This is a genomic window from Streptomyces sp. NPDC047515 (assembly GCF_040643055.1).
In the GTDB taxonomy this organism is placed as follows: domain Bacteria; phylum Actinomycetota; class Actinomycetes; order Streptomycetales; family Streptomycetaceae; genus Streptomyces.
Window position 1 is genome coordinate 136,699 of sequence record NZ_JBEYTM010000006.1, and the last position, 22,969, is coordinate 159,667.

Sequence of the window (22,969 nt, forward strand, 5' to 3'; positions counted from 1 at the left end):
GCTTTCCACCATTCGCCTCGCAGCATCGGCGCCGGTGTCGCGTGCGGCCCTCTCGGCTGGTCCGCCGTCCTGGCCGAGGGTGCTCGGTGCCTGCCCCGGGGAATTCCCGCCCCGGGGCACACTTGTACCGGCATACGCGTCGCCGGACGCCGGGCCACTCGATACAAACGGCAACGGCCGGCCCGGAAAGGACCGCCTGGAAGGGGCCCCGGAAAGGACCGGCCGAGGAATGCCCTGCGGGAAATGTCCTGCGCGGGTTGTCCTGCGCGGGCCACCTGACGGGAAATACCCGGCAGGGCGAGCGGTGTTCAGCGCAGCTGATCGACATGGAGATCGGTGCCGGGCACCGTCGGGATGAACGGTGCCACCAGCTCCACCCGCCCCAGGCCTGATTCCGCGACCAGCGCGTCGAGCCCGGTGAAGTGCCCGGCCCAGCAGTCCCGCGGGTCCTCCTGGAGGAACCAGAGCAGGGTCAGCCGGGTGTCGACACCCTCGACCTGTTTCACATAGGTCATCCGGTCGCCCGGCAGCGGCGTGGGACGGAAGACGGTCACCATCGCCGCCGGTGAGCCGCTCAGCCGCTTCGGCAGATGCCGCGAGCGCAGCCACTCCAGCAACTCGGCCCGCCGCTGGGCGCCTTCGACGTCGATCACCTGAAGGACCAGCCCGCGATAGGGGTGGTCGAGCGCGTGGAAGTCCCGGGGCCCTGCGGCGCCGTCCCGGTAGACCGTCGCCTCGTGGTCCTGGAACGACGTGAACACATGGGTGCGGTCCTGGTGGACCCGGCCGTCCCGGTTCAGCCGCTTGTTGATCCCGACGGTCCACTTCATGTGGTCGTCGTAGCGCCCGTCCGTCACCCAGTACGTCGACAGATAGCAGCCGGCGCCGACCGGCTCGGCCACTGCGGACTTCTCCGGGTAGCGCAGTTCCCGCAGTTCCCGGGTGGCGACCCAGCGGCGTCCCGCGAACATCCAGGGCATCGCCATGGCGCCCGCGTAGTAGTGGTCGTCCTCGTACCAGCGGTTGTACGCGTACTCATGGCCCGGGTGCGGTTCGACCATGGTGATCAGCGCGTGGCCGGGATGGACGCCGTACGGTCCCAGCGCGGCCAGTTCGGCGTAGGTGTCGCTCCGCGTCTCGTCGCTCATGCCGTTCCCCTTCCGTACTCCGCAGCGGCGTCCTGCTCTGACGCTCCGTCAGACGAACTGCCAGAGCCGGGAGGCCACCGATGTTGCTCGCGGGGAAGACCGTCATCGTGTCCGGCGTGGGCGCCGGGCTCGGGCACCAGGTCGCGGCGACGGTCGTACGGGACGGCGGCAACGCGGTGCTCGGGGCGCGCACCGCGGCGAACCTCGCCAAGTCGGCCGCGGAGATCGACCCGGACGGTCTGCGCACCGCCCATCTGGCCACCGACATCACGGACGAGGCACAGTGCGAGGCGCTCGCCGCGCTGGCGCTGGAGCGGTTCGGGCGGATCGACGCGGTGGTCCATGTCGCCGCCTGGGACAGCTACTTCGGCGGGATCGAGGATGCCGACTTCGCCACCTGGCGGTCGGTCGTCGACGTCAATCTGCTCGGCACGCTGCGGATGACGCGCGCCTGCCTGCCCGGCCTCAAGGAGCGGGGCGGCTCGGTGGTCGTCATCGGTACGCAGTCCTCGGTGGCCGCCCCGTCCCAGGTGCGGCAGGCGGCGTACGCGGCCTCGAAGGGGGCACTCACCTCGGCGATGTACTCCATGGCGCGGGAGTTCGGCCCGCACCGGATCCGCGTGAACACGGTGCTGCCCGGCTGGATGTGGGGCCCGCCGGTGCAGGCGTACGTACAGTTCACCGCGCACACCGAGGACGTGCCCGAGGCCGAGGTGCTCGGCAGGCTCACCGAACGCATGGCGCTTCCGGACCTCGCCACGGACGGCGATGTCGCCGAGGCCGCCGCGTTCCTGGCCTCAGACCGGGCGCGGGCGATCACCGGACAGTCCCTGCTGGTCAACGCGGGTGAGCTGATGCGGTAGGGCCGGTTCGCGCGACCGGCCCGCAGGGCCAGTTCTCCTCCTTCTCGGCCGCACGGGACCCGCATCCCGTGCGGTCTTTCTGTGCTTCCCGGTCTTTCCGACGCTCTGCACAGCCTGACGAAGTGCCCGCTCATCGTGTGGCCGTCGTCACGTTCACGACAACGCCCACGCGAGTCAAGAAAAAGTAAAAACGTTCGCCTTACTGATCCTCGTTCACATCCCTGACCGCGAAAACCTTGACCGGGGTGCCGCACAGGCGGTTCAATCCCCGAAGTCGCCGCTCCCGCACGGGGACACCGCTGAGCGGCCTCACTGACGAAGTGCGAACCCCGTTCATAAGGCGGACCCCAGGAGGGGACACATGAACAGTCTCGACTGGGTCGTGCTCATCGGCTACTTCGGCGTGATGATCGCGATCGGGCTCTGGTCCCACAAGCGTGTGGACAACGTCAGCGACTTCTTCACGGCCGGCGGCAAGATGCCGTGGTGGCTGTCCGGCATCTCGCACCACATGTCCGGCTACAGCGCGGTGATGTTCACCGGTTACGCCGGAATCGCGTATCAGTACGGCGTCACCTCCTTCGTGACCTGGTCGCTGCCGATCGCCATCGGCATCGGCATCGGCGCCCAGCTCTTCGCGCCCCGGCTCAACCGGCTGCGTTCGCGGCTGCACGTCGCGTCCCCGCTCGAATACCTGAAGAACCGCTACAACATCCCGACCCAGCAGGCACTCGCCTGGTCCGGTCTGCTGCTGAAGATCGTGGACGTCGGTGCCAAGTGGGCGGCCATCGCCACCCTCCTCTCCGTCTTCACGGGCATCTCGATCACCCAGGGCATCTTCATCACCGGCTGCATCACCGCCGTCTACTGCACGGTCGGCGGTCTGTGGGCCGACGCGCTCACAGAGCTGGGACAGTTCGTCATCCAGCTCTTCGCCGGGGTCGCGATGCTCGTCACCGCCATGGCCAAACTCGACGGTGTCAGCACCCTGTGGACGGTCTGGGACAAGCTGCCCGAGGGCCACACCGACCCGACGGCCGGCCCGTACACCGTGACCTTCCTGCTGGCGTACCTCTTCATCAAGACCTTCGAGTACAACGGCGGAATGTGGAACCAGGCCCAGCGCTACATGGCCACGGAGTCCGCCGCCGCGGCGAAGCGCTCGGCCCGGCTCTCGGCCGTGCTGTGGCTGGTCTGGCCCACCGTCCTGTTCTTCCCGATGTGGTGCGCCCCGCTGCTCGTCCACGCGCAGAAGCCGGACGCCTCGGACAGCTACGCCCTGATGGCCGAGCAGTTGCTGCCGCACGGGCTGCTGGGTCTGGTGGTCGTCGGCTTCTTCTCACACACGATGGCCATGTGCTCCTCGGACGCCAACGCCATCTCGGCGGTCTTCACCCGCGACATCGCGCCCGTCCTCTCCAAGACGGCGCGCGGCTGGGGCAGCCGGGCCGGGCTGCTGGCCGCGCGGCTGTCCACGCTCGGTTTCCTCGGTCTGTCGATGGCGCTGGCCACCCAGATCAACTCGCCGACGTTCAAGGACATCATCTCCGTCGTCATCAAGTGGGTCGCCGGTCTGATGGGCCCGATCGCGATCCCGTTCATGCTGGGTCTGCTGCGCAGCTTCCGCAGGTCCGGACCGACGGCTGCGCTCACCAGCTGGGCGGCGGGTCTGCTGGCGTTCTACTTCACCAACTACAACTTCGACGGTTCGGTGAAGACGGACGTCGCGCTGCAGTACCAGGTGGCGCTGCCGCTGGCGATCTCGCTGGTCCTCTACATCGTGATCGGCCTCGTCAGGCCGGAGGACACCCCGGAGCGCGACGCCGTCATCGAGAAGATCAACTCGGACAGTGACGGCACCGGAGCCGGAGCGACGGTTCCGGCGCAGGCGCAGGCCGGTTCCGGGGACGCGGCCGTCGCGGAGAGCGCCAAGGACTGACGCCCGCATCCGTACGGGCAGGGGCGGGGTACGGGCACGGCGGTGTCCGTACCCCGCCCGTCCCCCGTGGTTCACCCGTCCCCCGTGGTTCGGGGTCTCAGCCGCGCGGATACCGGGACAGCCAGCCCGGCGCGGCGGCCGACGGGCTGTGCAGGGCGGGCCCCTGGGTCATCTCCATCGCGAAGTCGTCGGCGAGTTCCAGGAGGGTGGCCCGGCCCTCCAGTTCGGCGAGCCAGGCCGGCGGCAACGCGGTCTCGCCGTGCAGCGCGCCGAGCAGCGCTCCGCACAGGGCTCCGGTGGCCGCGGATGGCCCCCCGTGGTTCACGGCCAGCCGCAGCCCGTGCCGCACGTCCTCGCCCACCAGCGCGCAGTAGAGGGCGACGGCGAGGACCTCCTCGGCGGCGTCCGTGGCACCCAGCGATTCGATCAGGGCCGGTCCCGGAATGCCCTGCCGTACGGTGCCGAGGGCGCGCTTCAGCGCCTCGGTGACCGGTTCGTGCCCCGGGCGCTCGGCGAGCAGGGCCAGCGCGTGCTGGACGGAACCGTCCAAGGTCTCGCCCCGGGCCATGCCGTGCACCATGACGGCCAGGGCGCCCGCGGAGAGCAGCGCGGTGGGGTGGCCGTGGGTCTGCGCGGCGCACTCGACGGCGAGTTGCAGGACGAGCTGGGGCTCCCAGCCGACGAGCAGGCCGAACGGAGCGGACCGGGTGAGGGCGGCCGAGTCCCGCGCGGCGGGGTTCTTGGGCTGGTCGAGGGTGCCCATGGTGGTGTCGCCGAGACCGGTCAGGCACTCACGGGTGGGGGCTCGGCGGGCGTAGAGCCACTCCTGCAGGGCGAGCCAGCCGTTGTCCTTGCGCCGCTCGTCGGGCCCCCAGTCGTGCTGGGTGGCCGCCCACCGCAGATGGGCCCGGTGCACATCGGTGGGCGGATGCCAGGCGCCGGTGTCGCGGCGGACCTGGGCGCGGATCAGCCCGTCCACGGTGAACAGGGTGAGCTGCGTGATGGCGGTGACGATGCCGCGCCCACCGTGCGCGGGTACGAAGTCGGTGACCGCGTCGACGCCGTGGGCCGCCCGGATCTCTTCGAGCGTGAGCCCGTCGACACCCGCTCCCAGCGCGTCGCCGATGGCCCCGCCGAGCAGAGCCCCACGCACCCGGCTGCGGAAGTCCTGCTGCTCGGCACGGCCCCAGACGGCTGTGGTCCCTGTGCTCACCGTGCCCCTCCCCGTCCGTGCAGGCCGTCCGCGTACGACTGCGCAGCTTTGACGCGCAGCACTGTAATCGAACCGGAACGACCGGTTGTGGGCCTGAACGGAATGTACGGAGTAGATCCTGCGATCACTTTTGGACGGCATTCTCCGGGGATTTCCGTGTCCCGGAACAGCAATCACCCGCTCCGTTGGGGCGAGCGCGTCGGCCGGGCGGGGGCCGTGAGCGGCTGGCTACTTCCGGACGCCGAGCCGGACACGCTGCCCATCCCGCCGCCGACCGCCTTGCCACCCTCGCAGTTCCACAGACGTTGACAAAGAAACCTTGGCAAAGGAATCTTTCTAAAGATACCTTTAGATGGTGAGTGGAGACCAAGCCGATCAGGCACATGAAGCACATGAAGCACATGAAGCACGTAACGCCCGTGAGCCCCACGAGCAGAGCACCGGCGTGCCGGATACGCCGGAGCGGGAGACCGTGCTCAGCGACCCCCGCGCATTGCGCGCGTATGCGCACCCCACGCGGATGCGGCTCGTCGGAATGCTGCGCCGGGAGGGACCCTCCACGGCCACCAGGGCCGCCGAGCTGATCGGCGAGTCCGTCGCCAGCTGCTCCTACCACCTGCGCATGCTCGCCAAGTACGGGCTGGTCGAGCAGGCCGGCGGCGGACAGGGCCGGGAGAAACCGTGGCGAGCCGTCGCTTCGTACACGTCGTGGCAGGCGCACTCCGACGATACGGCCGTGGACGAGGCGGCGGTGGCGCTGAGCACAACGGTGGCCGAGCTGTACTTCGAACGCCTGACGCGTGCCATGGAACAGCGTCATCGGCTGCCGCGCGAGTGGCGGGAGGCGGAGGAGTTCGGCGACCACCAGCTGTATCTGACCGCCGGCGAACTGGTCGAGCTGCGCGAGCGGATCAGGGAACTGCTGAGGACGTATGAAGGGCGCAACGACGATCCGGCGCTGCGGCCCGAGGGCGCGCGCATCGTGGAGTTCCTGCGGATCGCCCACGTGGCTCCCGAGGACGCGCCGTGAAGCGGCCTCAGACGCTGATACCCGCGCTGCTGCGGGACCGGGCATTCCGGCGGTACTGGACGGGACAGGCGGTTTCACTGGCGGGGGACCAGATATCGCTGATCGCCATCCCGCTCGCCGCCGTGCTCGTCCTGGGGGCGGACGCGGCGGAGATGGGCTGGCTGAAGGCTGTCGAGCTGCTGCCCGCGCTGCTGTTCAACCTTCCGGCGGGAGCCTGGGCCGACCGGTGCGGGCGGCGCAGGGACGTCATGATCGCCACCGATCTGGCACGAGCCGTGCTGCTGGTCACGCTCCCGGTGGCGTACGCGCTGGACGCCCTCACGTTCTGGCAGCTGTACGGCGTGGCCTTCGGGATCGGTGCGCTGACGGTGCTGTTCGAGGTGTGCAACGCGACACTGTTCGTGTCCCTGGTGCCGACCGAGCAGTTCGTGGAGGGTAATTCCCTGGTCAACGGCAGCCGCTCGATGGCCTGGCTCGCGGGTCCCGGTGCGGGCGGCGTGCTTGTGCAGATCCTGACCGCGCCCCTGGCGCTGCTCGCGGACGCGCTCACGTATGTCGTCTCGGCCGGGCAGCTCGCGCGCATCCGGCCCGTGGAGCCGCCGCCCGTCGAGCGGGCCGAGGGTCACTTCACGGCGGGGATGCGCTGGGTGTTCCGGGAGCCCTCGATGCGCGCGATGTTCATGGCGTCGGGCAATGTGCAGTTCTTCAACTACATCTTCCACACCCTCTTCGTGCTGTACGCGACACGTCAACTGGGCCTCAGTGCAGGCATGTTCGGAGCCGTGCTCAGCATCGCGGCGGTGGGTGGGCTGATCGGGGCGACGGTCAGCGGGGCGGTCGTCCGGACGATCGGCGTCGGGCCGTCCATCGTCGCGGGGTTCGCCCTCTTCACCGTGCCGCTGATGCTGGTGCCGCTCGCGGGCGGGGCATTGCCGGTGGTGCTCGGGACGCTCTTCGTCGCCGAGTTCGTCTCCTGCGTCGGCGTGATGTTCGTCGACATCGCGGCCGGTTCGCTCCAGACGGCGCTCATACCCGACGCGCTGCGCTCTCGCGTGACGGGCGCCTACCGAACTCTGAACCATGGCTTCCGGCCCCTCGGGGCCCTGGCGGGCGGGGCGCTGGGGGAGGCGGCCGGGCTGCGGACCGCACTGTGGGTGGGCACTGCCGGGGCGGTGCTGAGCGTGGTGTGGATCCTGTGCTCCCCGGTGGCCGGGATCCGAAAGCTACCGACTCGTAGTCCCGCGTCAGGCATCGAACCGCGCTTGACGTAGAGGACTCCGGCCAGAACCTGGCCGCCGCCGAGACCGGTTCCGAGCACCAACGCCCAGACGACAGGCGCGGCTACTGAGGGTCCGACCAGTCGCAGCGGCCTGCGGCTGCCCGGCCGGCCCGGCGCACCGGCGACTTCCGGTGCGCGGGCCGGCCCGCCCTGTGGTTCAGCGGCACAGGGCGGTGTCCACGGTCTTCTCCACCCGCCGCACGACAGCCTCGTCGGTCGGCATGGCGGTCACCGCGACACTGGCGGCGCGTCCGTCGTCGGTGGCACCGCCTCGGGTCTCGTGTATCCCGGAATGTCACCGCCGTGGCCCCAGTACACACCGCCGCACGACAGCGGCCTGCTCGCCAGACCCAGTCCGTAGCGGGTGCCTTCGCCGAGTTCGTCGGCGGGGACGGTGGTACGCATCTGGGCAAGCTGGGCCGCCGGGAGGAGACGGCCCCCGAGGAGCGCGGCGTGGAACCGGTTGAGGTCGGTGTTGGTGGAGACCATCGTTCCTGCCGCCCAGCCCCAGGAGGAGTCCATTTCCGTGTAGTCGCGCAGCGGCCCGTCCGCCGAATCCCTGAAGTAGCCCTTGGGATGGGGCTCGTGGAAACCCGAAGTGATCCCGCTACCTGCCCATTTCCAGGTGGCGGTACCCCCGCGCATGCTCGGGGGACGAGGCGCGGAAGCGGGAGGGCCGCCCACATCCGGTGTCCCGTACGGCACATGCGGAGACGCGGCGGATCTCGGCGTCGCCGACGGCACGGTACGTCCGGGACCGGCACACGGCTCAGTCCGGCAGTACGGGCAGCAGCTCCGGCAGGTGTCCGTCGGACGCCTTCGCTGCCGTCACCCGCTCCTCGGAGACCTCCCCGTACAGCGTCGTACGCGGCTTCGCCGGGCGGCCCGCGAGTTCCGCGATGGCGATCAGGTCCTGGACGGAGCGGTACGAGCCGTAACTCGACCCCGCCATCCGGGAGATGGTCTCCTCCATCAGCGTGCCGCCGAGGTCGTTGGCGCCCGAGCGCAGCATCTCGGCGGCACCCTCCGTGCCGAGCTTCACCCAACTGGTCTGGATGTTGGTGATGTGCGGGTGGAGCAGCAGCCGGGCCATGGCGGTGACGGCCCGGTTGTCGCGGTCGGTCGGGCCGGGACGGGCGATGCCGGCCAGGTAGACCGGGGCGTTGGTGTGGATGAACGGGAGGGTGACGAACTCCGTGAATCCGCCGGTCTCCTGCTGGAGTCGGGCAAGGGTCCTGAGGTGGCCGAGCCAGTGGCGCGGCTGGTCGACGTGGCCGTACATCATCGTCGACGAGGAGCGCAGACCCACCTCGTGCGCGGTGCGGATGACCTCCAGCCAGGTCGCCGTCGGCAGCTTGCCCTTGGTGAGGACCCAGCGGACCTCGTCGTCCAGGATCTCGGCCGCCGTGCCGGGGATCGAACCGAGCCCGGCCTCCTTCGCGGCGATCAGCCAGTCGCGGATGGACATGCCGGTGCGGGTCGCCCCGTTGACGACCTCCATCGGCGAGAAGGCGTGCACGTGGATGCCGGGGACGCGTTCCTTCACCGCACGCGCGATGTCGAAGTACGCGCTGCCGGGGAGATCGGGATGGATGCCGCCCTGCATGCAGACCTCCACCGCGCCGACGTCCCACGCCTGGGCGGCGCGGTCGGCGACCTGGTCCAGGGAGAGGGTGTACGCGTCGGCGTCGGTGCGCCGCTGGGCGAAGGCGCAGAAGCGGCAGCCGGTGTAGCAGACGTTGGTGAAGTTGATGTTCCTGGTGACGATGTACGTGACGTCGTCACCGACCACGTCGCGGCGCAGGGTGTCCGCGATCCGGCACAGCTCGTCGAGCGCCGGGCCGTCCGCGTGGAGCAGGGCGAGCGCCTGGTCGTGGTTAAGTTTCGTCGGGTCGTCGGCGGCCTGGCTCAGGGCCTGGCGCACGTCGGCGTCGATGCGGGAGGGGACCATTCCGGGGGCGGCGGCCTCGCGCAGCGCCTCCCAGTCCCCGTACACCTCGTCGAAGTCCTCGCGGCGGTCGCCGGTACGGCCCCGGGTGTCGATCGTGCGGTGCAGATCGGTGCGGCCACTGGCGCCGAACTCCTCGTCGGGTTCCTGCCAGGGCAGGCCGACGGGGATCGCCCCCTCCTTCGCGAGGCCCGTCTCCGGGTCGGCGAGGGCGCGGACGTGCGGGAGCAGGCGGGGATCGAGCCAGGGCTCGCCGCGCCGGATGAACTCCGGGTAGATGGTGAGGCGTTCGCGGAGCGCGAAGCCCGACTCGGCGGTCTTCGCGGCGAGTTCGTCGATGTGCGGCCAGGGGCGTTCGGGGTTCACATGGTCGGGGGTGAGCGGGGAGACGCCGCCCCAGTCGTCGATGCCCGCGCCGATGAGCAGCCCGTACTCGGCGTCGACGAGGTTCGGCGGCGCCTGGATGCGGGCGGACGGACCGAGGACGTGCCGAGCGACGGCGACGGCCGCGGCCAGCTCCTCCAGTTCGGCGTCCGGCATGCCGCGCATCGCCGTGTCCGGCTTGGCGCGGAAGTTCTGGACGATGACTTCCTGGATGCCGTGGTAGGCGCGGGCGGTCCTGCGGAGCTCGAAGAGGGAGTCGGCGCGCTCCTCGTAGGACTCGCCGATCCCGATCAGGATGCCGGTCGTGAACGGGACGTTGGAGCGGCCCGCGTCCTCCAGCACCCGCAGGCGTACGGCGGGTTCCTTGTCCGGGGAGCCGTGGTGCGGGCCGCCCGGTTCGGACCACAGGCGGGTGGCGGTGGTCTCCAGCATCATGCCCATGGACGGGGCGACGGGCTTGAGGCGCTGGAGGTCGGTCCAGGTCAGCACACCCGGGTTGAGGTGCGGGAGGAGGCCGGTGTCCTCCAGGACCCGGATCGCCATGGCGCGTACGTACGCGAGGGTGTCGTCGTACCCCTCGGCCTCCAGCCACTCCCGGGCCTCGGGCCAGCGGTCCTCGGGCCGGTCGCCGAGCGTGAACAGGGCTTCCTTGCAGCCCAGGGCCGCGCCCTGGCGGGCGATGTCGAGCACCTCGTCGGGCGAGAGGAACATGCCGTGGCCCTCGCGGCGGAGCTTGCCGGGGACGGTGACGAAGGTGCAGTAGTGGCACTTGTCGCGGCAGAGCCGGGTCAGCGGGATGAAGACCTTGCGGGAGTACGTGATGACGCCCGGCCGGCCTGCGGCTTCGAGACCGGCGTCGCGCACCCGGGCGGCCGAGGCTGCGAGGTCCGTCAGGTCGTCGCCTCGCGCCTGGAGCAGCACGGCGGCCTCGGTCACATCGAGAGCGACACCGTCGCGGGCCCGCTTGAGGGCTCGCCGCATGGAATTGGTGGTCGGACGTCCGCGCTGAGGATCGGTCATGGAGCGAGCATACGAGCGAGGCCCGCGCCCCGGACCAAGGCATCTGCCGGGCGACCGCCTCCCGGCCCTGCCGGAGGGGCCGGCCGGCCCAGTCCCCGCGCGTACCGGCGGCGAGCTGCGTCAGGCGGCCGAGGATCGCCCGCCCGTGGCGATCCCGCCGGGGCCGCCGCGTTCGTGCGCGGTGAAGGAGAACGCCGAGGTGTCACCGTCCAGATCGATGGTGAGCGAAGCGTCCAGGGCCTTGGCCAGGCGCGTCAGCAGAGCCAGGGTCGGAACGGAGTCACCACCCTCGATGTGGGAGATCTGCGGTTGTGTCATCCCCGCACGACGGGCCAGCTCGGCCTGCGACAGTCCGAGTCCGGTCCGCCGGTCGTAGACGGCCTGCCCCAGCGCGAAGGCGTACCCGGCCTCGATGTAGGCGGACGACTCCTCGACCCTCTCCCCCAGAAGCTTCCTGGTCTGCCGTGTCTTCCACTGGGAGTGATCCACGATCACGCCTCCTCGAATCGGTCGTATGTGTGCGCGGCCGCTCCGTGGTCCGCCTCGCACACCTTCTGGGCCGGCTGAGCACGCTCGTAGGTGATGCGCACCGCGCTGCCGTCCATGGCGAAGCGCAGCTCACGCACCTTGCCGCCGAGGTGTCTGGGGTACGGCTCGGCCAGAGCGGCGGGCTTCGCCGCGAGCATGTCGGCCGCCCGCTCGGCCTTGTCGTACTGGGCATCAGGAGCAACGCCGGCCACTGCCGAACCTCGGGCTCGATCTCGATTCGCCAAGGTAATTCCGCAGGCACAACTATATAGAAAATTATATAGAGCGGCGTGGTGGAGACGGCGGACTGGCGCATCAGCGCTTGGACGGAGCTCCCGGCACTGGTTGCCGAGGCCCGCGAATCCAGCCCGTCCGGCGGTCGACCCAGCCCCTAAATCGCTGGCCCCGCGCTCGGTGCGTTGTTACGGTGCTTGGACCTCGACCGCGGTGCGGACCGTCGGTGACCTATGGGCGCTTGCCCTGGAAAGCAGTTGATGTATGCCCCGGCCAGTAGTTCCGAGCTTCCCTCGTCGCGCCCTCATGTGCGCCGGGGCGACCGGACCTGCGCGCATGCGCACGCTCGCGGCATCCCACTGACCCGCGTCCGCTGATCGGCACGCGTTTCCTTTTCGTCAGTACGTGATTCCCGGCTGACGTGCCATGCCTCTGAGGCCCACGCCCCCGAGGGCTGCTCGGTACTTCCCTGCTGCATTGCTCATCCCCTTCGGCAAGGAGAAAACCGGGTGTCCACCGACAACCCCCAGCACCGTTCGACCAAGTCCTCCGCCAACGGCGCCAGTGCTTTCCTGAGGACCGACACCTTCACCTGCCTGTGGTGCGGGCTGACCGTCGCCACGCTCGCGCCCGATGGCAGCCGCCGCAACCACTGCCCCAGTTGCCTGCACTCGCAGCACTGCCTCGACCACATCGAGGGCGGTCCGTCCGATTGCGGGGCACGCATGACTCCGATCTCCATCGCGGTCCTGCGCACCGGCGACTGGATGGTCATCCACCGCTGCACCCGCTGCGACGAGCTGACCTCGAACCCGATCTGCGGGGACGACAACCAGCTGATCCTGATGCGGATGGCCGTACGACCGCTGGCCCAACCGCCGTTCCCTCTCGAAGCGTTCGGTGATCTGTGACCCACCGACGACGACCGAGGACAGGACGGCGGCCACGCCGTGCCACGACGTAAACCCCACCGACCGGCCCACCGCCCGCAGAGGCGCAAGGACGTCCTGCACGGACCGGGCGGAGCCCACGGCGACGCCTTCCGTTGTGTCGGCTGCCGGCTCGACGTACCGCTGAACGCGCCGGGCACCGGGCACCGCAACCACTGCCCGCACTGCCTGACCAGCCTGCACGTCGACCGGCGGATACCGGGCGACCGGGCCGCCGACTGCCGGGGCCGGATGACGGCACTCAGCCTGTCCGTCCGGCAGGACGGGGAGTGGGCGCTCATCCACGAGTGCCTGACCTGCGGCGAGCTGAGCGCCAACCGCATCGCGGGGGACGACAACGCCCTCGCCCTGATGCGGATGGCGGTACGCCCGCTGTCGGACACCTTCATCCCCGTACGAGCACTGCTCGCACTCTGACACGGGGGCGCCCGGTCACCGTCGTGATGGCGAGGGCGACCGGGCGCCGGGGGACCGATACCACCACTCACTGGACACAGGACGCAACAAGTGTTTGGATGCCGTCGACCTGCTCGCCGACAACCCGCCGCCTCAAGGATCTGCACCATACGGCTCCCCCCACGCTGCGACGCGTGCACGTCGGGCGCTATCGAGTGCTGAACGAGATCGCAGAGGCCCAGGTCACCAATATCGTGATCCACCTCGTCCGCGTCGGCTGACGTTCACGGGGTCGTGGCCAACGTGGCCCAGACCGTCTTGCCCACGCCCCGGTCCTTCACGCCCCACGACGTCGCCAGCGCCCCGACCAGATGCAGGCCGAACCCCGATTCCGCGCCGGGCCGGGGAGATCGCGGCTCGGGCCCCCGCTCTCCCCGCGCGTCCGACACCTCGATACGGAGCGTGCCCGCGAGGGCGACGAGCCTCAGTTCGAAGTCCCGCCCCGCTACGAGCCCGTGCAGCACCGCGTTGGCCGCCAGCTCGGCCACGACCACGGCTGCGTTGTCGGAGAGCTCGCTCCCGTACGGCACACCCCACTCGTCGAGTTGATGCACAGCGAGCCGACGGGCGAGCCGTGCGCCTCGGCGGGTGGCGCTGAATCGTTGGACGAACTCGGCGCCCACAAGGGTGATTTCGGCGTTCATGTGACTCAGCGTGTCCGGTTCCTCGTACCCTGACCAGGAGTGACACCACGACTCCGAGTAGCTGTACGGGCACATCCGGTGGGCTGTACGGGGCGTCGGCCGTGACCAGGCGGACAGAGAGCGGTACGGGTAGATGGCGAACGCAGAACGCGAAGAACGACCGGAGCGCCCGGCCGAGTCGGACGGCACTGCACATCTGTTCAGGGCACTGGGCAGACAGATCAAGGTGCTGCGCGAACGCGCGGGCCTGAGCCAGAGGCAACTGGGGCTTGCAGCGCATTGCGGGGAGGACCTGATCTCCGCGATGGAGCGTGGCGTAAGGACGCCGCAAGTCGATTTCCTTGACCGGGCCGATGATCTGCTGGGGGCAGGAGGGGTACTACGGGCAGCGATCCCCGACGCGCAGGAAGCACTGAACAAGGCTCGCACGCGACATCCGGAGTGGTACCGCAGCTACGCCAAGTTGGAGGCGGAGGCCGCACAGCTCTACGTCTACAACAACCAGTCCGTGCCCGGACTGCTCCAGACAGAGGCCTATGCACGTGCTCTCTTCACTCAATGGCGGCCGCTGCTGAGTGAAGACACCATCGAAAAGAGGGTGGCCGACCGGCTCGATCGCCAGGCAATCTTCGCCCCCTGGCCCTCGCCGACGTTCCACTTCATCCTGGACGAAAGCGTGCTGATGCGTCCCATCGGCGGACGCGACGTACATCGGGAGCAGTTGCGGAAGCTCCTGCACATCGGCCGTCTCCGGACAGTTGAAATTCAGCTGATGCCGCTGGACCGCATGGAGCAGCCAAGCTTGGACGGCCCGTTCACCCTGGTCACGCCCAAGGGCCAACAGCAAGTGGCGTACCTGGAGATCCACACGTATCCGCGACTGATCACCGCGATGGAGGAAGTCCGCGTGCTGGCCGTCCGCTATGGAATTATCCAATCGGCGGCTCTCACCCCCCAGGAGTCCCTGACGCTGATCGAGAAAATGCTGGGAGAGCGATGAACAACGAGCGACTGCGCTGGTTCAAGAGCAGCTACAGCGACGGCGAAGGCGGCGCCTGCATCGAGGTCGCCTACGACTGGCGCAAGTCCAGTTACAGCAGCGGTGGTGGCGGCGAATGCGTCGAGGTCGCCGCCTGCCCCACCACCGTCCACATCCGCGACTCCAAGCACGTCCAGGGCCCCCACCTCGACGTCGCCCCCGCCACCTGGTCCGCCTTCGTCACGTACGCGCGTCAGGGCTGATCGCGCCAGGTCCGCGCCCCGCACCGGATCGCGACAGCCGCGACCTGGTGCGCCGCGACCTGGCTGGCCGCGTCCAGGCGGTGCCCGACGTAAAAGGCTTTCAAGGCTTTGGGGAGAGAAGAAATTCCCCAACCCAACCCCCCGCCCGGCCGCACGCAGAGGCCCGTCACTCGCACGGGTGAGGTTCGCCAACTGAGCTGGATTTCCGTCCGGTTGCCTGACATATGCTCACCGCGACAACCGCAGACATGCGTCGGCCCCCGTCCAGGACGGCAATCCTGACCGAGGGCCTGACCACCGAGGAAGTCAGGAGCTTCCCGATGGATACCCAGCAGATTAGCGTGCCCTCGCGCGCCCCGTCCCGCGTACCCGTGGACGCCACACCGACATTCGGTGTCATGCACATCAATTCCCGGCACACCACCCGCTTCACCGTGGTCGGCAATCACCTCGCCCAGCACCGCGCGCTCTCCCTCCTCGCGATCGGGCTCGCCACCCACATCCAGTCGCTGCCCGCCGGGGCGAGGATCGGCATCAAGACCCTCGCCGAACGCTTCCCGGAGAGCGAGGCCCGCACCGCCGCCGCGTTGCGCGAACTGGAGGCGCACGGCTATCTGGGCCGCACCCGCGAACGCCTCCCCGACGGCCGCGTCATCACCCGGACCTGCTCGTACAACCAGCCGGGCACCGCCGCCCCGCGCAAGCACCCGGTACCCGAGCCGCAACCCCGGCCGAGGCCGCGCCGCCCCGCTCGCCAGGCTCCCGTACCCGAGCAGTCGCCCGCACCCGCCTCCGCGCCGTCGCCCGAGGCACCCACCCCGCCCGCGCCCCGCCTCGTACCGCTGCCCACCTCACCCAGAGCTCAGCGCCCACCGCTCCCCTCGCCCCACACCTCCAGCGCCGAGCTGCTCCGGACCGCAGCCGATGTCCTCGCCGAACTGCGCCGGATCACCCCACAGTTGCCTCTCTCCCAACGCGATGTCGACGACCTCGGCCCGGCCCTCGCCGCCTGGCTCGAACGCGGGGCCACCCCCGAGGCCATCCGCCGCGCCCTGACCAGCGATATCCCCGTGCCCCTCAAGCACCCCGCGGGATTCCTCCGGCACCGCCTCACCGCGCTCCTCCCGCCCCCTCTCCCCCGCGCCCCTCTCCGTACTCCCGTACACCGGGTGACGCCCTTCCAGACCTGCGACGGCTGCGAGCGCGCCTTCCGCTCCCCCGACCCGGGCCGCTGCCGCGACTGCCGGGCCGAGGCGTACCAAGAGATCGAGGCGCTCACTCCGAGCGAGTGAGCGCCTGGTGACCAGTGCCCCCGCTGCGGTGGCGGGAACGGGACGCGGGGATCACGGGCGGGGCGCCGGCCAGTCCTGGGTGTCCGCCCACGCCGCGTACGAGGTCCAGGGGACGCCGGGGAACTGCGCCCGCAGGGCCTCCAGGTCCACCTGGTATCCGGTGTCCGTCAGGAATCTGTACATGGCGAACATGTCGGGGTTGATGGTGCGCAGGTCCTCCAGCGGCGTACGCCGGAACGCGACCGTGCCCCCGGCGGCCCGGCCGATCTCCTCGGCCATCCGGACCGGTGTGGGATCGTCGCCCGCCACCTCGATCCGCTGCCCGATCCAGCGGCCCGGATCGGCCACGACCGCGGCCACGACACGGCCCAGGTCCTGCCGGGCCACCTGCTGGAGCGGGGTGTCGCCGGGGAGCGGCATGGTGAGAAGGCCGGCGGCGACCTCGTCCATGGCTCCCAGCGCGTTGTCGTAGAAGTAGGTCGGTGCCACCACCGTCGCCGGAAGCCCGGAGTCGGCGAGCAGTTCCTCGGTCCTGGCCTTGGTCTCGAAGTGCGGGACGCCGGTGCCGCGGTCCGCACTGGCTACGGAGGCCAGCACCAGATGCGGCAGTGCGGCGTCCGCGGCTGCCCGGACGATCGCCGCGCCCTGGGCCACCTCCGCGTCCAGACCGTCCTGGAACGGGGTGGTGACGGCGAACGCGGCCGTCGTACCCCGGAACGCCTCGGCGAGCGAGGCCGCGTCGAACAGATCTCCGGCGACGACCTCCGCTCCGGCCACCGCCAGCGCCTTGGCCCGTCCGCTGCCGGGGTCGCGCACCACGGCGCGCACGCCGTGTCCTGCCTCCAGCAGGGCGGCGGCAACCGCGCCGCCCTGGCCTCCGGTCGCTCCGAGTACCGCGATGGACATGGGTTCTCCCTGGTCGAGGGGCATGGGTCCATGCTGACCAGCGGTGGCCGGACCCGCCATCTGGAGGCCCCCGCAAACCGCATGGCGACAACCGTATCTCCCCGCCCCGTCCACCACGCCCCGTCCTCCGCGCGCCTACGCCGACCGTGGGCGTCCCTATCCTGTCCGGATGACCACGATCCCTGCGCCTCCCCCGGAACTCGTCATATTCGACTGCGACGGCGTGCTCGTCGACAGCGAACGAATCGCCGTGCGCGTCCAGGTCCAAGTGGGCGCCGAGCTGGGGTGGGCACTGACGGAGGACGAGGTCATCGAGAAGTTCGTGGGCCGGTCGAACGCGTCCATCGGTGAGCTGATCGATGCCCGCCTGCCAGGTCGGGCCCCGGTCTGGCAGGAGCGGTTCGAGCGGCTTCACCGCGATGCGGTGGACACCGAACTCGTCGCGGTCGACGGCATCCGCGAGGCGCTGGCCGCCCTCACGCTCCCCAGCTGCGTGGCGTCGAGCGGCAGCCACGAGAAGATGCGGCACACCCTCGGCCACACCCGGCTCCACTCCCACTTCGAGGGCCGGATCTTCAGCGCCAGTGAGGTCGCGCACGGCAAGCCCGCTCCCGATCTCTTCCTCCACGCGGCCCGGCGGATGGGGGTCGAACCGTCCGCCTGCGTCGTCGTCGAGGACAGCAAGTACGGCGTCCAGGCCGCCCGTTCGGCCGGTATGCGGTCGCTGGGCTACGCGGGCGGCCTCACCCCGGCGCACTGGCTGGAGGGCCCGGACACCGTGGTCTTCGACGACATGCGCAAGCTGCCGGCCCTGCTGTCCGGGCTCTGCCCCTCACTCTGACCGGCGACGGTGCGCGAAAGGGCCGGGCGCCCCACCACGGGTGAGGCGCCCGGCCCTGGTCGATCACACTCCCGATGTCAGCGGGCGACCGCCTTCGTCGCCTTGCTGGTGGCCGAGCCGCTGGTGTGGCCCGTGCGGCGGGCGGTCACCTTCACGGTGATCTTCTGGCCGCGCTGGGCGGACTTGAGCGTCAGCGAGGACTTGGTGGCCCCCTTGATCGCCTTGCCGTTCGCGTACCACTGGTAGGCGTACGAGGTCGGGGCGGGCGTCCAGGAGCCGTGGGCGGCCTTGAGGGTGCGGCCCACCTTCGCGGTGCCGGAGATCGTGGGCTGCTTGGTGGCCTTGGGCGCGCTGCCCGTGGCGATCTTCACCGGGGCGGTGGTCGCGGAGCCGTCTGCGTGGCCGGTGCGACGGGCCGTGACGGTGACCGTGACCTTCTTGCCGAGCAGCGACGCCGGGGCGGTGTACGTGGACACGGTCGCGCCCTTGATCGCCTTGCCGTCCGCCTTCCACTGGTAGGCGTACGAGGTGGCGGACGGTGTCCAACTGCCCTGCGCAGCCGTCAGCTTGGCGCCCACCTTGGCGGTTCCGGTGATCTTCGGGGCCGTGGTGGCCCTGGGCGCCGTCCCCTGGGAGGGCGTGACCGCTACCGAGGTGGCCTGGACGTCCGGGGTGCCGGTGCGACGGGCCGTGACGGTGACGGTGATTTTTTTGCCGAGCAGCGTCGCGGGGACGGTGTACGTGGACGCGGTCGCGCCGGAGACCGCCTTGCCGTCGGCGTTCCACTGGTAGGCGTACGAGGCCGGGGCGGGGGTCCAGGTGCCGGTGGAGGCGGTGAGCCGCTCCCCCACCTTCGCGGTGCCGGTGACGGCCGGGGGTGCGCTGTTCCTGAGCAGGGCCCCGGTGACGGTGAAGCTGCCGCGCTGGTACCCCCACCCGTTGTGGGTGTTGACGCCGACGTCCCAGGTCCCGACGGCGGCCCCGGTCAGGTCGAGTACGGCCGTCAAGGTCCGCCGGTCCGCCGAGACCGCGGTGGTGGTCGACGTGATCTGTTTGCCGCTGAGAGACAGCACGATCTCGTCGTCCTTGTGGAGCGACGTGCCGCTCAGCTGAACCGTCGCCTTCGTACCACTGGCCCCGGTGGCCGGAGTGATCTGCCCGATGGTCACCTGCTCCGTGCCGCAGAGGACGGACGTGCAGACCGCCTCGGCCTCGTACGAGGTCTTCGATGCCTTCTCCGGCAGCGAAAGGACGAGGATGCTCGGGGTGGTCTCCTTGGTGTACGGCTCGTTCACGGCGCAGTCGTAGCCGGTCGGGATGTAGCGAATGCAGCCGTTGTCGAGGCTCGGGTCGTACAGCGCGGGTACCGCCGTCTCGGTGGCGCCCGTCGTGTCGCTGATCTTCATCTCGAAGTAGTCGCGGTACGCGGTGGGCAGTGCGGCACAGAGTGCGGTGTGCTGCTCGTCGAGGGTGCCGGTGACCGGGCCGTATCCGAAGGCGACGTTGGGGACCTTCTCGCACTCGGCGGCCGGTCCTTCGGCTCCGGCGATGCGCAGGGCGTCGAAGCGGTACGAGTCGGCGGCCTTCAGCCCCGACCGGACGGTGACCAGGACCTGGTAGTGGGTGGAGCCGGTGACTGCGCACGCCTGGTTCTTGTTGCACAGGGCGGTGCCGTCCGCGCCGTACACCACCACGTTCGCGGTGCCGAGCGCGTCACGGACGTTCATGTGCAGGACGTCCTCGGCGTCGGCGGTGGTGACCTGACGGCAGCGCAGCTCGCCGGGGGCTCCCATATCGCCGCCGGTGGACGGACCGCCGACCTTCGTCACCGGGTTCGGGGTGCAGCCCTTGGCCGTCGCGGTGACATCGCGGCGGGTCAGGGTGTAGTCGGCGGCGGTGTCACGGCCCGTGACGAGCACGGTGTGGGCGACGCCGGGGGTCAGTTCGCACGTGGTCCAGGTGGAGAGGGACGCGTATATGGAGCAGACCCGCTTGCCGTGGGGATCCAGGACGGTGAAGTCGGCGGTGGACGTGGTGCCGGGGGCCGCCTGGAGCTGAAGGTTCTCGTAGACGCTGTGGTCGTCGGCCGGGATGGTCAGGCAGTGCGAGAAGACACCGTCGCCGGTGGAGAACCGGGCCGCCGGGCTCGTCGCGGTGAAGTCGCCCGCCGGGATGGCCGCGCAGTCGCTCGCCATGTCGGTGCGGTGCAGGGCGAGGGCGTACGGGCCGGTCGGATTCGACTGGCTGTCGGTGGAGACCAGGGCTCGGAACGGGGCCTTGCCGGTGAGTGCGCACGTACCTGCCGAGAGGTCGGTCCAGTCGCACCGCTGTTCACCGGCGGCGTCGACGACGGTCACGTCGGGGCGCGGCTCGGGCCCGCTGAGGGCCTTCAGCACGGCCAGCCGGGCCTTCGCGGGGAGCGGCAGGATCAGGCAGTCGATCTCACCCGCCGCGTCGAACGCGGAACGGTACAGGCCGAGTTCGACAGGCTCGCAGCCGGTGGTGGCGGAGCTGTCGAGGATCAGCGTCGGGTGGTCGGTGAAGACGGTGTAGTCACCGGCGGCGGCCAGGTCGCAGGCGTTCCCGGCGGAGCAGACGGTCTTGCCGTCCCGGTCGTACACGGCGAGCGACGAACGGGCGCCGTCCTGGACGGCGTACACGTTGTAGCGTCCGGCGACCGGGGCGGTGAACGTCTTGCAGCCGCTGGCCGGTACCGCGGTCGTCGGTGCGGAGTTGTATCCGTTCAGGGGGACGCGGGTGCAGCCGGCCGGGTCGGAGATCCGGCGGACGGTCAGGGTGTACTCGGCCGGGAAGCCGTGTTCGGCCGAGGTGACCTGGGAGAGGACCCGGTACGGGCCGTGACCGGGGAGTACGCAGCCCTCGCTGCCGTCCTCGTTGGAACGCGGGCAGATCCGGGCACCGGTCCCGTCGGTGATCCACGAGCCGCTCTGTCCGTACACGGTCGTCTTGATCTTGTCGGTGATGCGCTCACCGGGCTTGCCCGAGAACGGCTGGCACTGGATCGCGTTCGCCCCGGCCGCCGAGGCGACGACGGGTGCGGTGTCCCAGGCGGTGCTGATCTCCGGGGCGCAGCCCTTGGTGGAGCCGAGGGGAACGACGGCGACGGTGGGCTTGCCCGGCTCGGACCAGGCGGTCGCCAGGCGCAGCGTGTAGGCGCCCGCGCGGGGCAGCGCGCACCAGCCGTCGCCCCACTTGGCGTCGTAGCAGTTGATCTCCGTATCGCCGTCGAAGACCTTGGCGTACGCAGTCGCGCGGCTGTCCACGAGCACGACTTTGTGCAGGCCGGGCGCCTCGGCCGTGAAGGTGAGGCAGGCCGCCCCGTTCGCCGGGATGGTCACGGCGCCTTCAGCCGGGGCGGCTTCACCGAAGGGTGAGAGCGGCAGAACGGAACAGTCCTCGTCGGCCGGGGCGGCTGCCGTTGCCGCGGGCGCCGCACCGGCGTACGCCTGGGCGGCGGTCGCGGGGATCAGCAATGAGAGCAGGACCGACAAGGTGAGCAGCAAGGCGGTGTACGCCGCGGATCTCGCGGCCGTACGTGAGTGGCTGGACATTCCGTTCCCCCCGGACCGGTGAAGTGAAGGGTGCGCGCCAGGACTTCACGGACGACGCGCCAACGCGCGGTGCGGCCCGGAAGGCAAGTGACATGTGCGCGAATTGTAAAGAACACACATGGTAATCGCACGCACGCCCGTAGAACAGGCCTACATTCTGCGCAGCCGACGCGCACCCGGAGAGGCCCCCGCCACCAGCCGTGAACGGCAGGCCACCGCCCCGTCACCGGACCGACGAGCGACCCGCCTCAGCGGACCTCAACGGGTCGGATGTGCACCTGCGTTGACATGCAGCACCTGCCCGACGTCCACCCGACCGCCGCCCTGCTCCTGGAACAGGGCGGCGACCTCGTCGCGATCAAGGGTCTTCGACGAACCTTACCGATAGCTTTTGGGCTTCCTCTGGATCGTCCGCGAAGATCTTGATCCGTCGGAATCCATCGGGGCCGACCTGGTACTGATGACAGAAGGTGGCGCCGCCAAGGTCGGCGATTTCTACAACCCCGCGAGGCCTCTGGGGCTCGCCGAATGACGGCATGTCAGTTCGCGTTGGTGCGGCCCGGAGGTCTATGGAAGCTGGACTCCGGACCAGGCATCGACTTCGCACTGTCTGTCGGCATTGTTCCCTGAGGTCACGACTGTGCCGTTGGCACGCAGGCCAAGGGTGTGCGTTGAACCAGCCGCCACGGCGACAATGTCGCGCCAATCGCCGACTTCGCACTGTCCGTAGCTGTTGTCTCCCGCTGCGAGGACCCGTCCGGACGCAGTGACCCCGACGGTGTGGTAGCTGCCCGCGCCGAGCGCCACCACGTCTTCCCACTCATCGACCTCACACACCCCGGTTGCCCGGTCTCCGGTCGCTACTGCCCGCCCGTCGGTTCTGAGGCCGACGGTATGGAGATACCCGGCCGAAATGGCGGCCAGGTCACGCCACCCTTCAACGGCACACTGCCGTCGTCGATTGTTCCCTGCGGCCAGTGCAGAACCGTCCGACCGGACGCCGACCGAGTGCCAGTCACCACACGAGAGGGCGACGATCTCGTGCCAGGACTGCACGTCGCACTGTCCTTCCGAACTCCGGCCGACTGCTAGCACGCGGCCATTCGCGAGTAGCCCGAGTGTGCGGCGCCAGCCTGCGGCCACGGCCGTGACGCCTCGCCATCCGGCGACATCACATTGCCCATCGCCATTCCACCCCGTTGCCAGCACCGTGCCGTCCGACCGGAGTCCCACCGTATGAGACCTGCCCGTGTTCGTCGCGGTATGGACGTTGCCGGCTGCCACCGCGACGACGTCTTCCCATCGCTCGACACGACATTCAGCGGCTGCGGTATTGCCCACGGCGAGAACGGTTCCATCCCAGCGCCGTCCGACCGAATGACGCCTTCCGGCCGTCAGCGCCGACGAGTTGGCGAGCATTCCGCCTCCTTGTGCTCGGCGCGAGTTCGCGACATGGGATTCCACCTTAGACCGATCGGCA

The 22,969-nt window shown here is 70.0% G+C and carries 20 protein-coding genes and 1 pseudogene; 11 read left to right on the forward strand and 10 right to left on the reverse strand.

Features of this window, described 5'->3' with window-relative positions; all coding sequences use genetic code 11:
• Positions 1 to 308: 308 nt before the first annotated feature.
• Positions 309 to 1,148: a hypothetical protein gene (locus ABZ826_RS07220; RefSeq protein WP_361443521.1), complete on the reverse strand. Its 840-nt coding sequence runs from the start codon at positions 1,146 to 1,148 to the stop codon at positions 309 to 311.
• An 80-nt stretch (positions 1,149 to 1,228) separates the two neighbouring features.
• Between ABZ826_RS07220 and ABZ826_RS07225 the strand changes: the two genes are divergently transcribed.
• Positions 1,229 to 2,011 (forward strand): SDR family oxidoreductase, encoded by a 783-nt coding sequence (locus ABZ826_RS07225; RefSeq protein WP_361443524.1) that lies wholly within the window; start codon positions 1,229 to 1,231, stop codon positions 2,009 to 2,011.
• Between the two features lie 361 nt (positions 2,012 to 2,372).
• A complete protein-coding gene (locus ABZ826_RS07230; protein WP_361443527.1) occupies positions 2,373 to 3,950 on the forward strand; it encodes a sodium:solute symporter family protein in 1,578 nt (525 codons plus the stop codon).
• A 97-nt stretch (positions 3,951 to 4,047) separates the two neighbouring features.
• Here ABZ826_RS07230 and ABZ826_RS07235 read toward each other — a convergent pair whose 3' ends face one another.
• On the reverse strand, positions 4,048 to 5,163 hold the full coding sequence (locus ABZ826_RS07235) for an ADP-ribosylglycohydrolase family protein (RefSeq protein WP_361443530.1): 1,116 nt from the start codon (positions 5,161 to 5,163) through the stop codon (positions 4,048 to 4,050).
• Between the two features lie 445 nt (positions 5,164 to 5,608).
• Between ABZ826_RS07235 and ABZ826_RS07240 the strand changes: the two genes are divergently transcribed.
• Positions 5,609 to 6,193 carry a helix-turn-helix domain-containing protein gene (locus tag ABZ826_RS07240; protein ID WP_361443533.1) on the forward strand — a complete coding sequence of 195 codons (585 nt, stop codon included), beginning with the start codon at positions 5,609 to 5,611 and terminating at the stop codon, positions 6,191 to 6,193.
• Positions 6,190 to 7,464, forward strand: coding sequence for an MFS transporter (locus tag ABZ826_RS07245; protein WP_361443536.1), 1,275 nt, complete (start codon positions 6,190 to 6,192; stop codon positions 7,462 to 7,464). Before ABZ826_RS07240 ends, ABZ826_RS07245 begins: the two co-directional genes overlap by 4 nt.
• A gap of 165 nt (positions 7,465 to 7,629) precedes the next feature.
• Here the strand turns inward: ABZ826_RS07245 and ABZ826_RS07250 are convergent.
• From ABZ826_RS07250 to ABZ826_RS07265, 4 genes and pseudogenes are all read right to left on the reverse strand, one after another.
• Positions 7,630 to 8,057, reverse strand: a pseudogene (locus ABZ826_RS07250) (serine hydrolase); the annotation flags it as partial.
• Between the two features lie 184 nt (positions 8,058 to 8,241).
• Positions 8,242 to 10,824 carry a bifunctional FO biosynthesis protein CofGH gene (locus ABZ826_RS07255; protein ID WP_361443539.1) on the reverse strand — a complete coding sequence of 861 codons (2,583 nt, stop codon included), beginning with the start codon at positions 10,822 to 10,824 and terminating at the stop codon, positions 8,242 to 8,244.
• A 120-nt stretch (positions 10,825 to 10,944) separates the two neighbouring features.
• On the reverse strand, positions 10,945 to 11,313 hold the full coding sequence (locus ABZ826_RS07260; protein ID WP_361443542.1) for a helix-turn-helix transcriptional regulator: 369 nt from the start codon (positions 11,311 to 11,313) through the stop codon (positions 10,945 to 10,947).
• A 2-nt stretch (positions 11,314 to 11,315) separates the two neighbouring features.
• Entirely contained in the window at positions 11,316 to 11,564 is a 249-nt protein-coding gene (locus ABZ826_RS07265; RefSeq protein WP_361443545.1) for a type II toxin-antitoxin system RelE/ParE family toxin, read from the reverse strand.
• Between the two features lie 531 nt (positions 11,565 to 12,095).
• Here ABZ826_RS07265 and ABZ826_RS07270 point away from each other — a divergent pair.
• Together ABZ826_RS07270 and ABZ826_RS07275 are read left to right on the forward strand one after the other, a co-directional pair.
• Entirely contained in the window at positions 12,096 to 12,497 is a 402-nt protein-coding gene (locus ABZ826_RS07270; RefSeq protein ID WP_361443548.1) for an RNHCP domain-containing protein, read from the forward strand.
• Between the two features lie 39 nt (positions 12,498 to 12,536).
• A complete protein-coding gene (locus tag ABZ826_RS07275; RefSeq protein ID WP_361443551.1) occupies positions 12,537 to 12,953 on the forward strand; it encodes an RNHCP domain-containing protein in 417 nt (138 codons plus the stop codon).
• A gap of 263 nt (positions 12,954 to 13,216) precedes the next feature.
• On the opposite strand, the gene ABZ826_RS07280 is transcribed toward ABZ826_RS07275, so the two are convergent.
• A complete protein-coding gene (locus ABZ826_RS07280) occupies positions 13,217 to 13,636 on the reverse strand; it encodes an ATP-binding protein (protein WP_361443554.1) in 420 nt (139 codons plus the stop codon).
• A gap of 133 nt (positions 13,637 to 13,769) precedes the next feature.
• Between ABZ826_RS07280 and ABZ826_RS07285 the strand changes: the two genes are divergently transcribed.
• From ABZ826_RS07285 to ABZ826_RS07295, 3 genes are all read left to right on the forward strand, one after another.
• Positions 13,770 to 14,636, forward strand: a complete 867-nt coding sequence (locus ABZ826_RS07285) for a helix-turn-helix transcriptional regulator (protein WP_361443557.1) — start codon at positions 13,770 to 13,772, stop codon at positions 14,634 to 14,636.
• On the forward strand, positions 14,633 to 14,878 hold the full coding sequence (locus tag ABZ826_RS07290) for a DUF397 domain-containing protein (protein ID WP_361443560.1): 246 nt from the start codon (positions 14,633 to 14,635) through the stop codon (positions 14,876 to 14,878). Before ABZ826_RS07285 ends, ABZ826_RS07290 begins: the two co-directional genes overlap by 4 nt.
• A gap of 320 nt (positions 14,879 to 15,198) precedes the next feature.
• Entirely contained in the window at positions 15,199 to 16,170 is a 972-nt protein-coding gene (locus tag ABZ826_RS07295) for a helix-turn-helix domain-containing protein (protein WP_361443563.1), read from the forward strand.
• A 51-nt stretch (positions 16,171 to 16,221) separates the two neighbouring features.
• On the opposite strand, the gene ABZ826_RS07300 is transcribed toward ABZ826_RS07295, so the two are convergent.
• Entirely contained in the window at positions 16,222 to 17,076 is an 855-nt protein-coding gene (locus tag ABZ826_RS07300; protein ID WP_361443566.1) for an NmrA family NAD(P)-binding protein, read from the reverse strand.
• A gap of 169 nt (positions 17,077 to 17,245) precedes the next feature.
• Here ABZ826_RS07300 and ABZ826_RS07305 point away from each other — a divergent pair, with 169 nt between their 5' ends.
• Complete coding sequence (locus ABZ826_RS07305) at positions 17,246 to 17,917, forward strand: HAD family hydrolase (protein WP_361443569.1); 672 nt, start codon at positions 17,246 to 17,248, stop codon at positions 17,915 to 17,917.
• A gap of 77 nt (positions 17,918 to 17,994) precedes the next feature.
• Here ABZ826_RS07305 and ABZ826_RS07310 read toward each other — a convergent pair whose 3' ends face one another.
• Positions 17,995 to 21,489, reverse strand: a complete 3,495-nt coding sequence (locus ABZ826_RS07310) for a hypothetical protein (RefSeq protein WP_361443572.1) — start codon at positions 21,487 to 21,489, stop codon at positions 17,995 to 17,997.
• Between the two features lie 391 nt (positions 21,490 to 21,880).
• Here ABZ826_RS07310 and ABZ826_RS07315 point away from each other — a divergent pair, with 391 nt between their 5' ends.
• On the forward strand, positions 21,881 to 22,021 hold the full coding sequence (locus tag ABZ826_RS07315; RefSeq protein WP_361443573.1) for a hypothetical protein: 141 nt from the start codon (positions 21,881 to 21,883) through the stop codon (positions 22,019 to 22,021).
• A gap of 35 nt (positions 22,022 to 22,056) precedes the next feature.
• On the opposite strand, the gene ABZ826_RS07320 is transcribed toward ABZ826_RS07315, so the two are convergent.
• Positions 22,057 to 22,908, reverse strand: a complete 852-nt coding sequence (locus tag ABZ826_RS07320; RefSeq protein ID WP_361443575.1) for a chromosome condensation regulator — start codon at positions 22,906 to 22,908, stop codon at positions 22,057 to 22,059.
• Between the last annotated feature and the right edge of the window lie 61 nt (positions 22,909 to 22,969).

Excerpts from the sequence above, each read along its gene's own strand:
- ABZ826_RS07220 (WP_361443521.1), bottom strand. The coding sequence starts at position 1,148 with ATGAGCGACGAGACGCGGAGCGACACCTACGCCGAACTGGCCGCGCTG.
- ABZ826_RS07225 (WP_361443524.1), top strand. The coding sequence starts at position 1,229 with ATGTTGCTCGCGGGGAAGACCGTCATCGTGTCCGGCGTGGGCGCCGGG.
- ABZ826_RS07230 (WP_361443527.1), top strand. The coding sequence starts at position 2,373 with ATGAACAGTCTCGACTGGGTCGTGCTCATCGGCTACTTCGGCGTGATG.
- ABZ826_RS07255 (WP_361443539.1), bottom strand. The coding sequence starts at position 10,824 with ATGACCGATCCTCAGCGCGGACGTCCGACCACCAATTCCATGCGGCGA.
- ABZ826_RS07280 (WP_361443554.1), bottom strand. The coding sequence starts at position 13,636 with ATGAACGCCGAAATCACCCTTGTGGGCGCCGAGTTCGTCCAACGATTC.
- ABZ826_RS07285 (WP_361443557.1), top strand. The coding sequence starts at position 13,770 with ATGGCGAACGCAGAACGCGAAGAACGACCGGAGCGCCCGGCCGAGTCG.
- ABZ826_RS07290 (WP_361443560.1), top strand. The coding sequence starts at position 14,633 with ATGAACAACGAGCGACTGCGCTGGTTCAAGAGCAGCTACAGCGACGGC.
- ABZ826_RS07295 (WP_361443563.1), top strand. The coding sequence starts at position 15,199 with ATGGATACCCAGCAGATTAGCGTGCCCTCGCGCGCCCCGTCCCGCGTA.
- ABZ826_RS07300 (WP_361443566.1), bottom strand. The coding sequence starts at position 17,076 with ATGTCCATCGCGGTACTCGGAGCGACCGGAGGCCAGGGCGGCGCGGTT.
- ABZ826_RS07305 (WP_361443569.1), top strand. The coding sequence starts at position 17,246 with ATGACCACGATCCCTGCGCCTCCCCCGGAACTCGTCATATTCGACTGC.
- ABZ826_RS07310 (WP_361443572.1), bottom strand. The coding sequence starts at position 21,489 with ATGTCCAGCCACTCACGTACGGCCGCGAGATCCGCGGCGTACACCGCC.
- ABZ826_RS07320 (WP_361443575.1), bottom strand. The coding sequence starts at position 22,908 with ATGCTCGCCAACTCGTCGGCGCTGACGGCCGGAAGGCGTCATTCGGTC.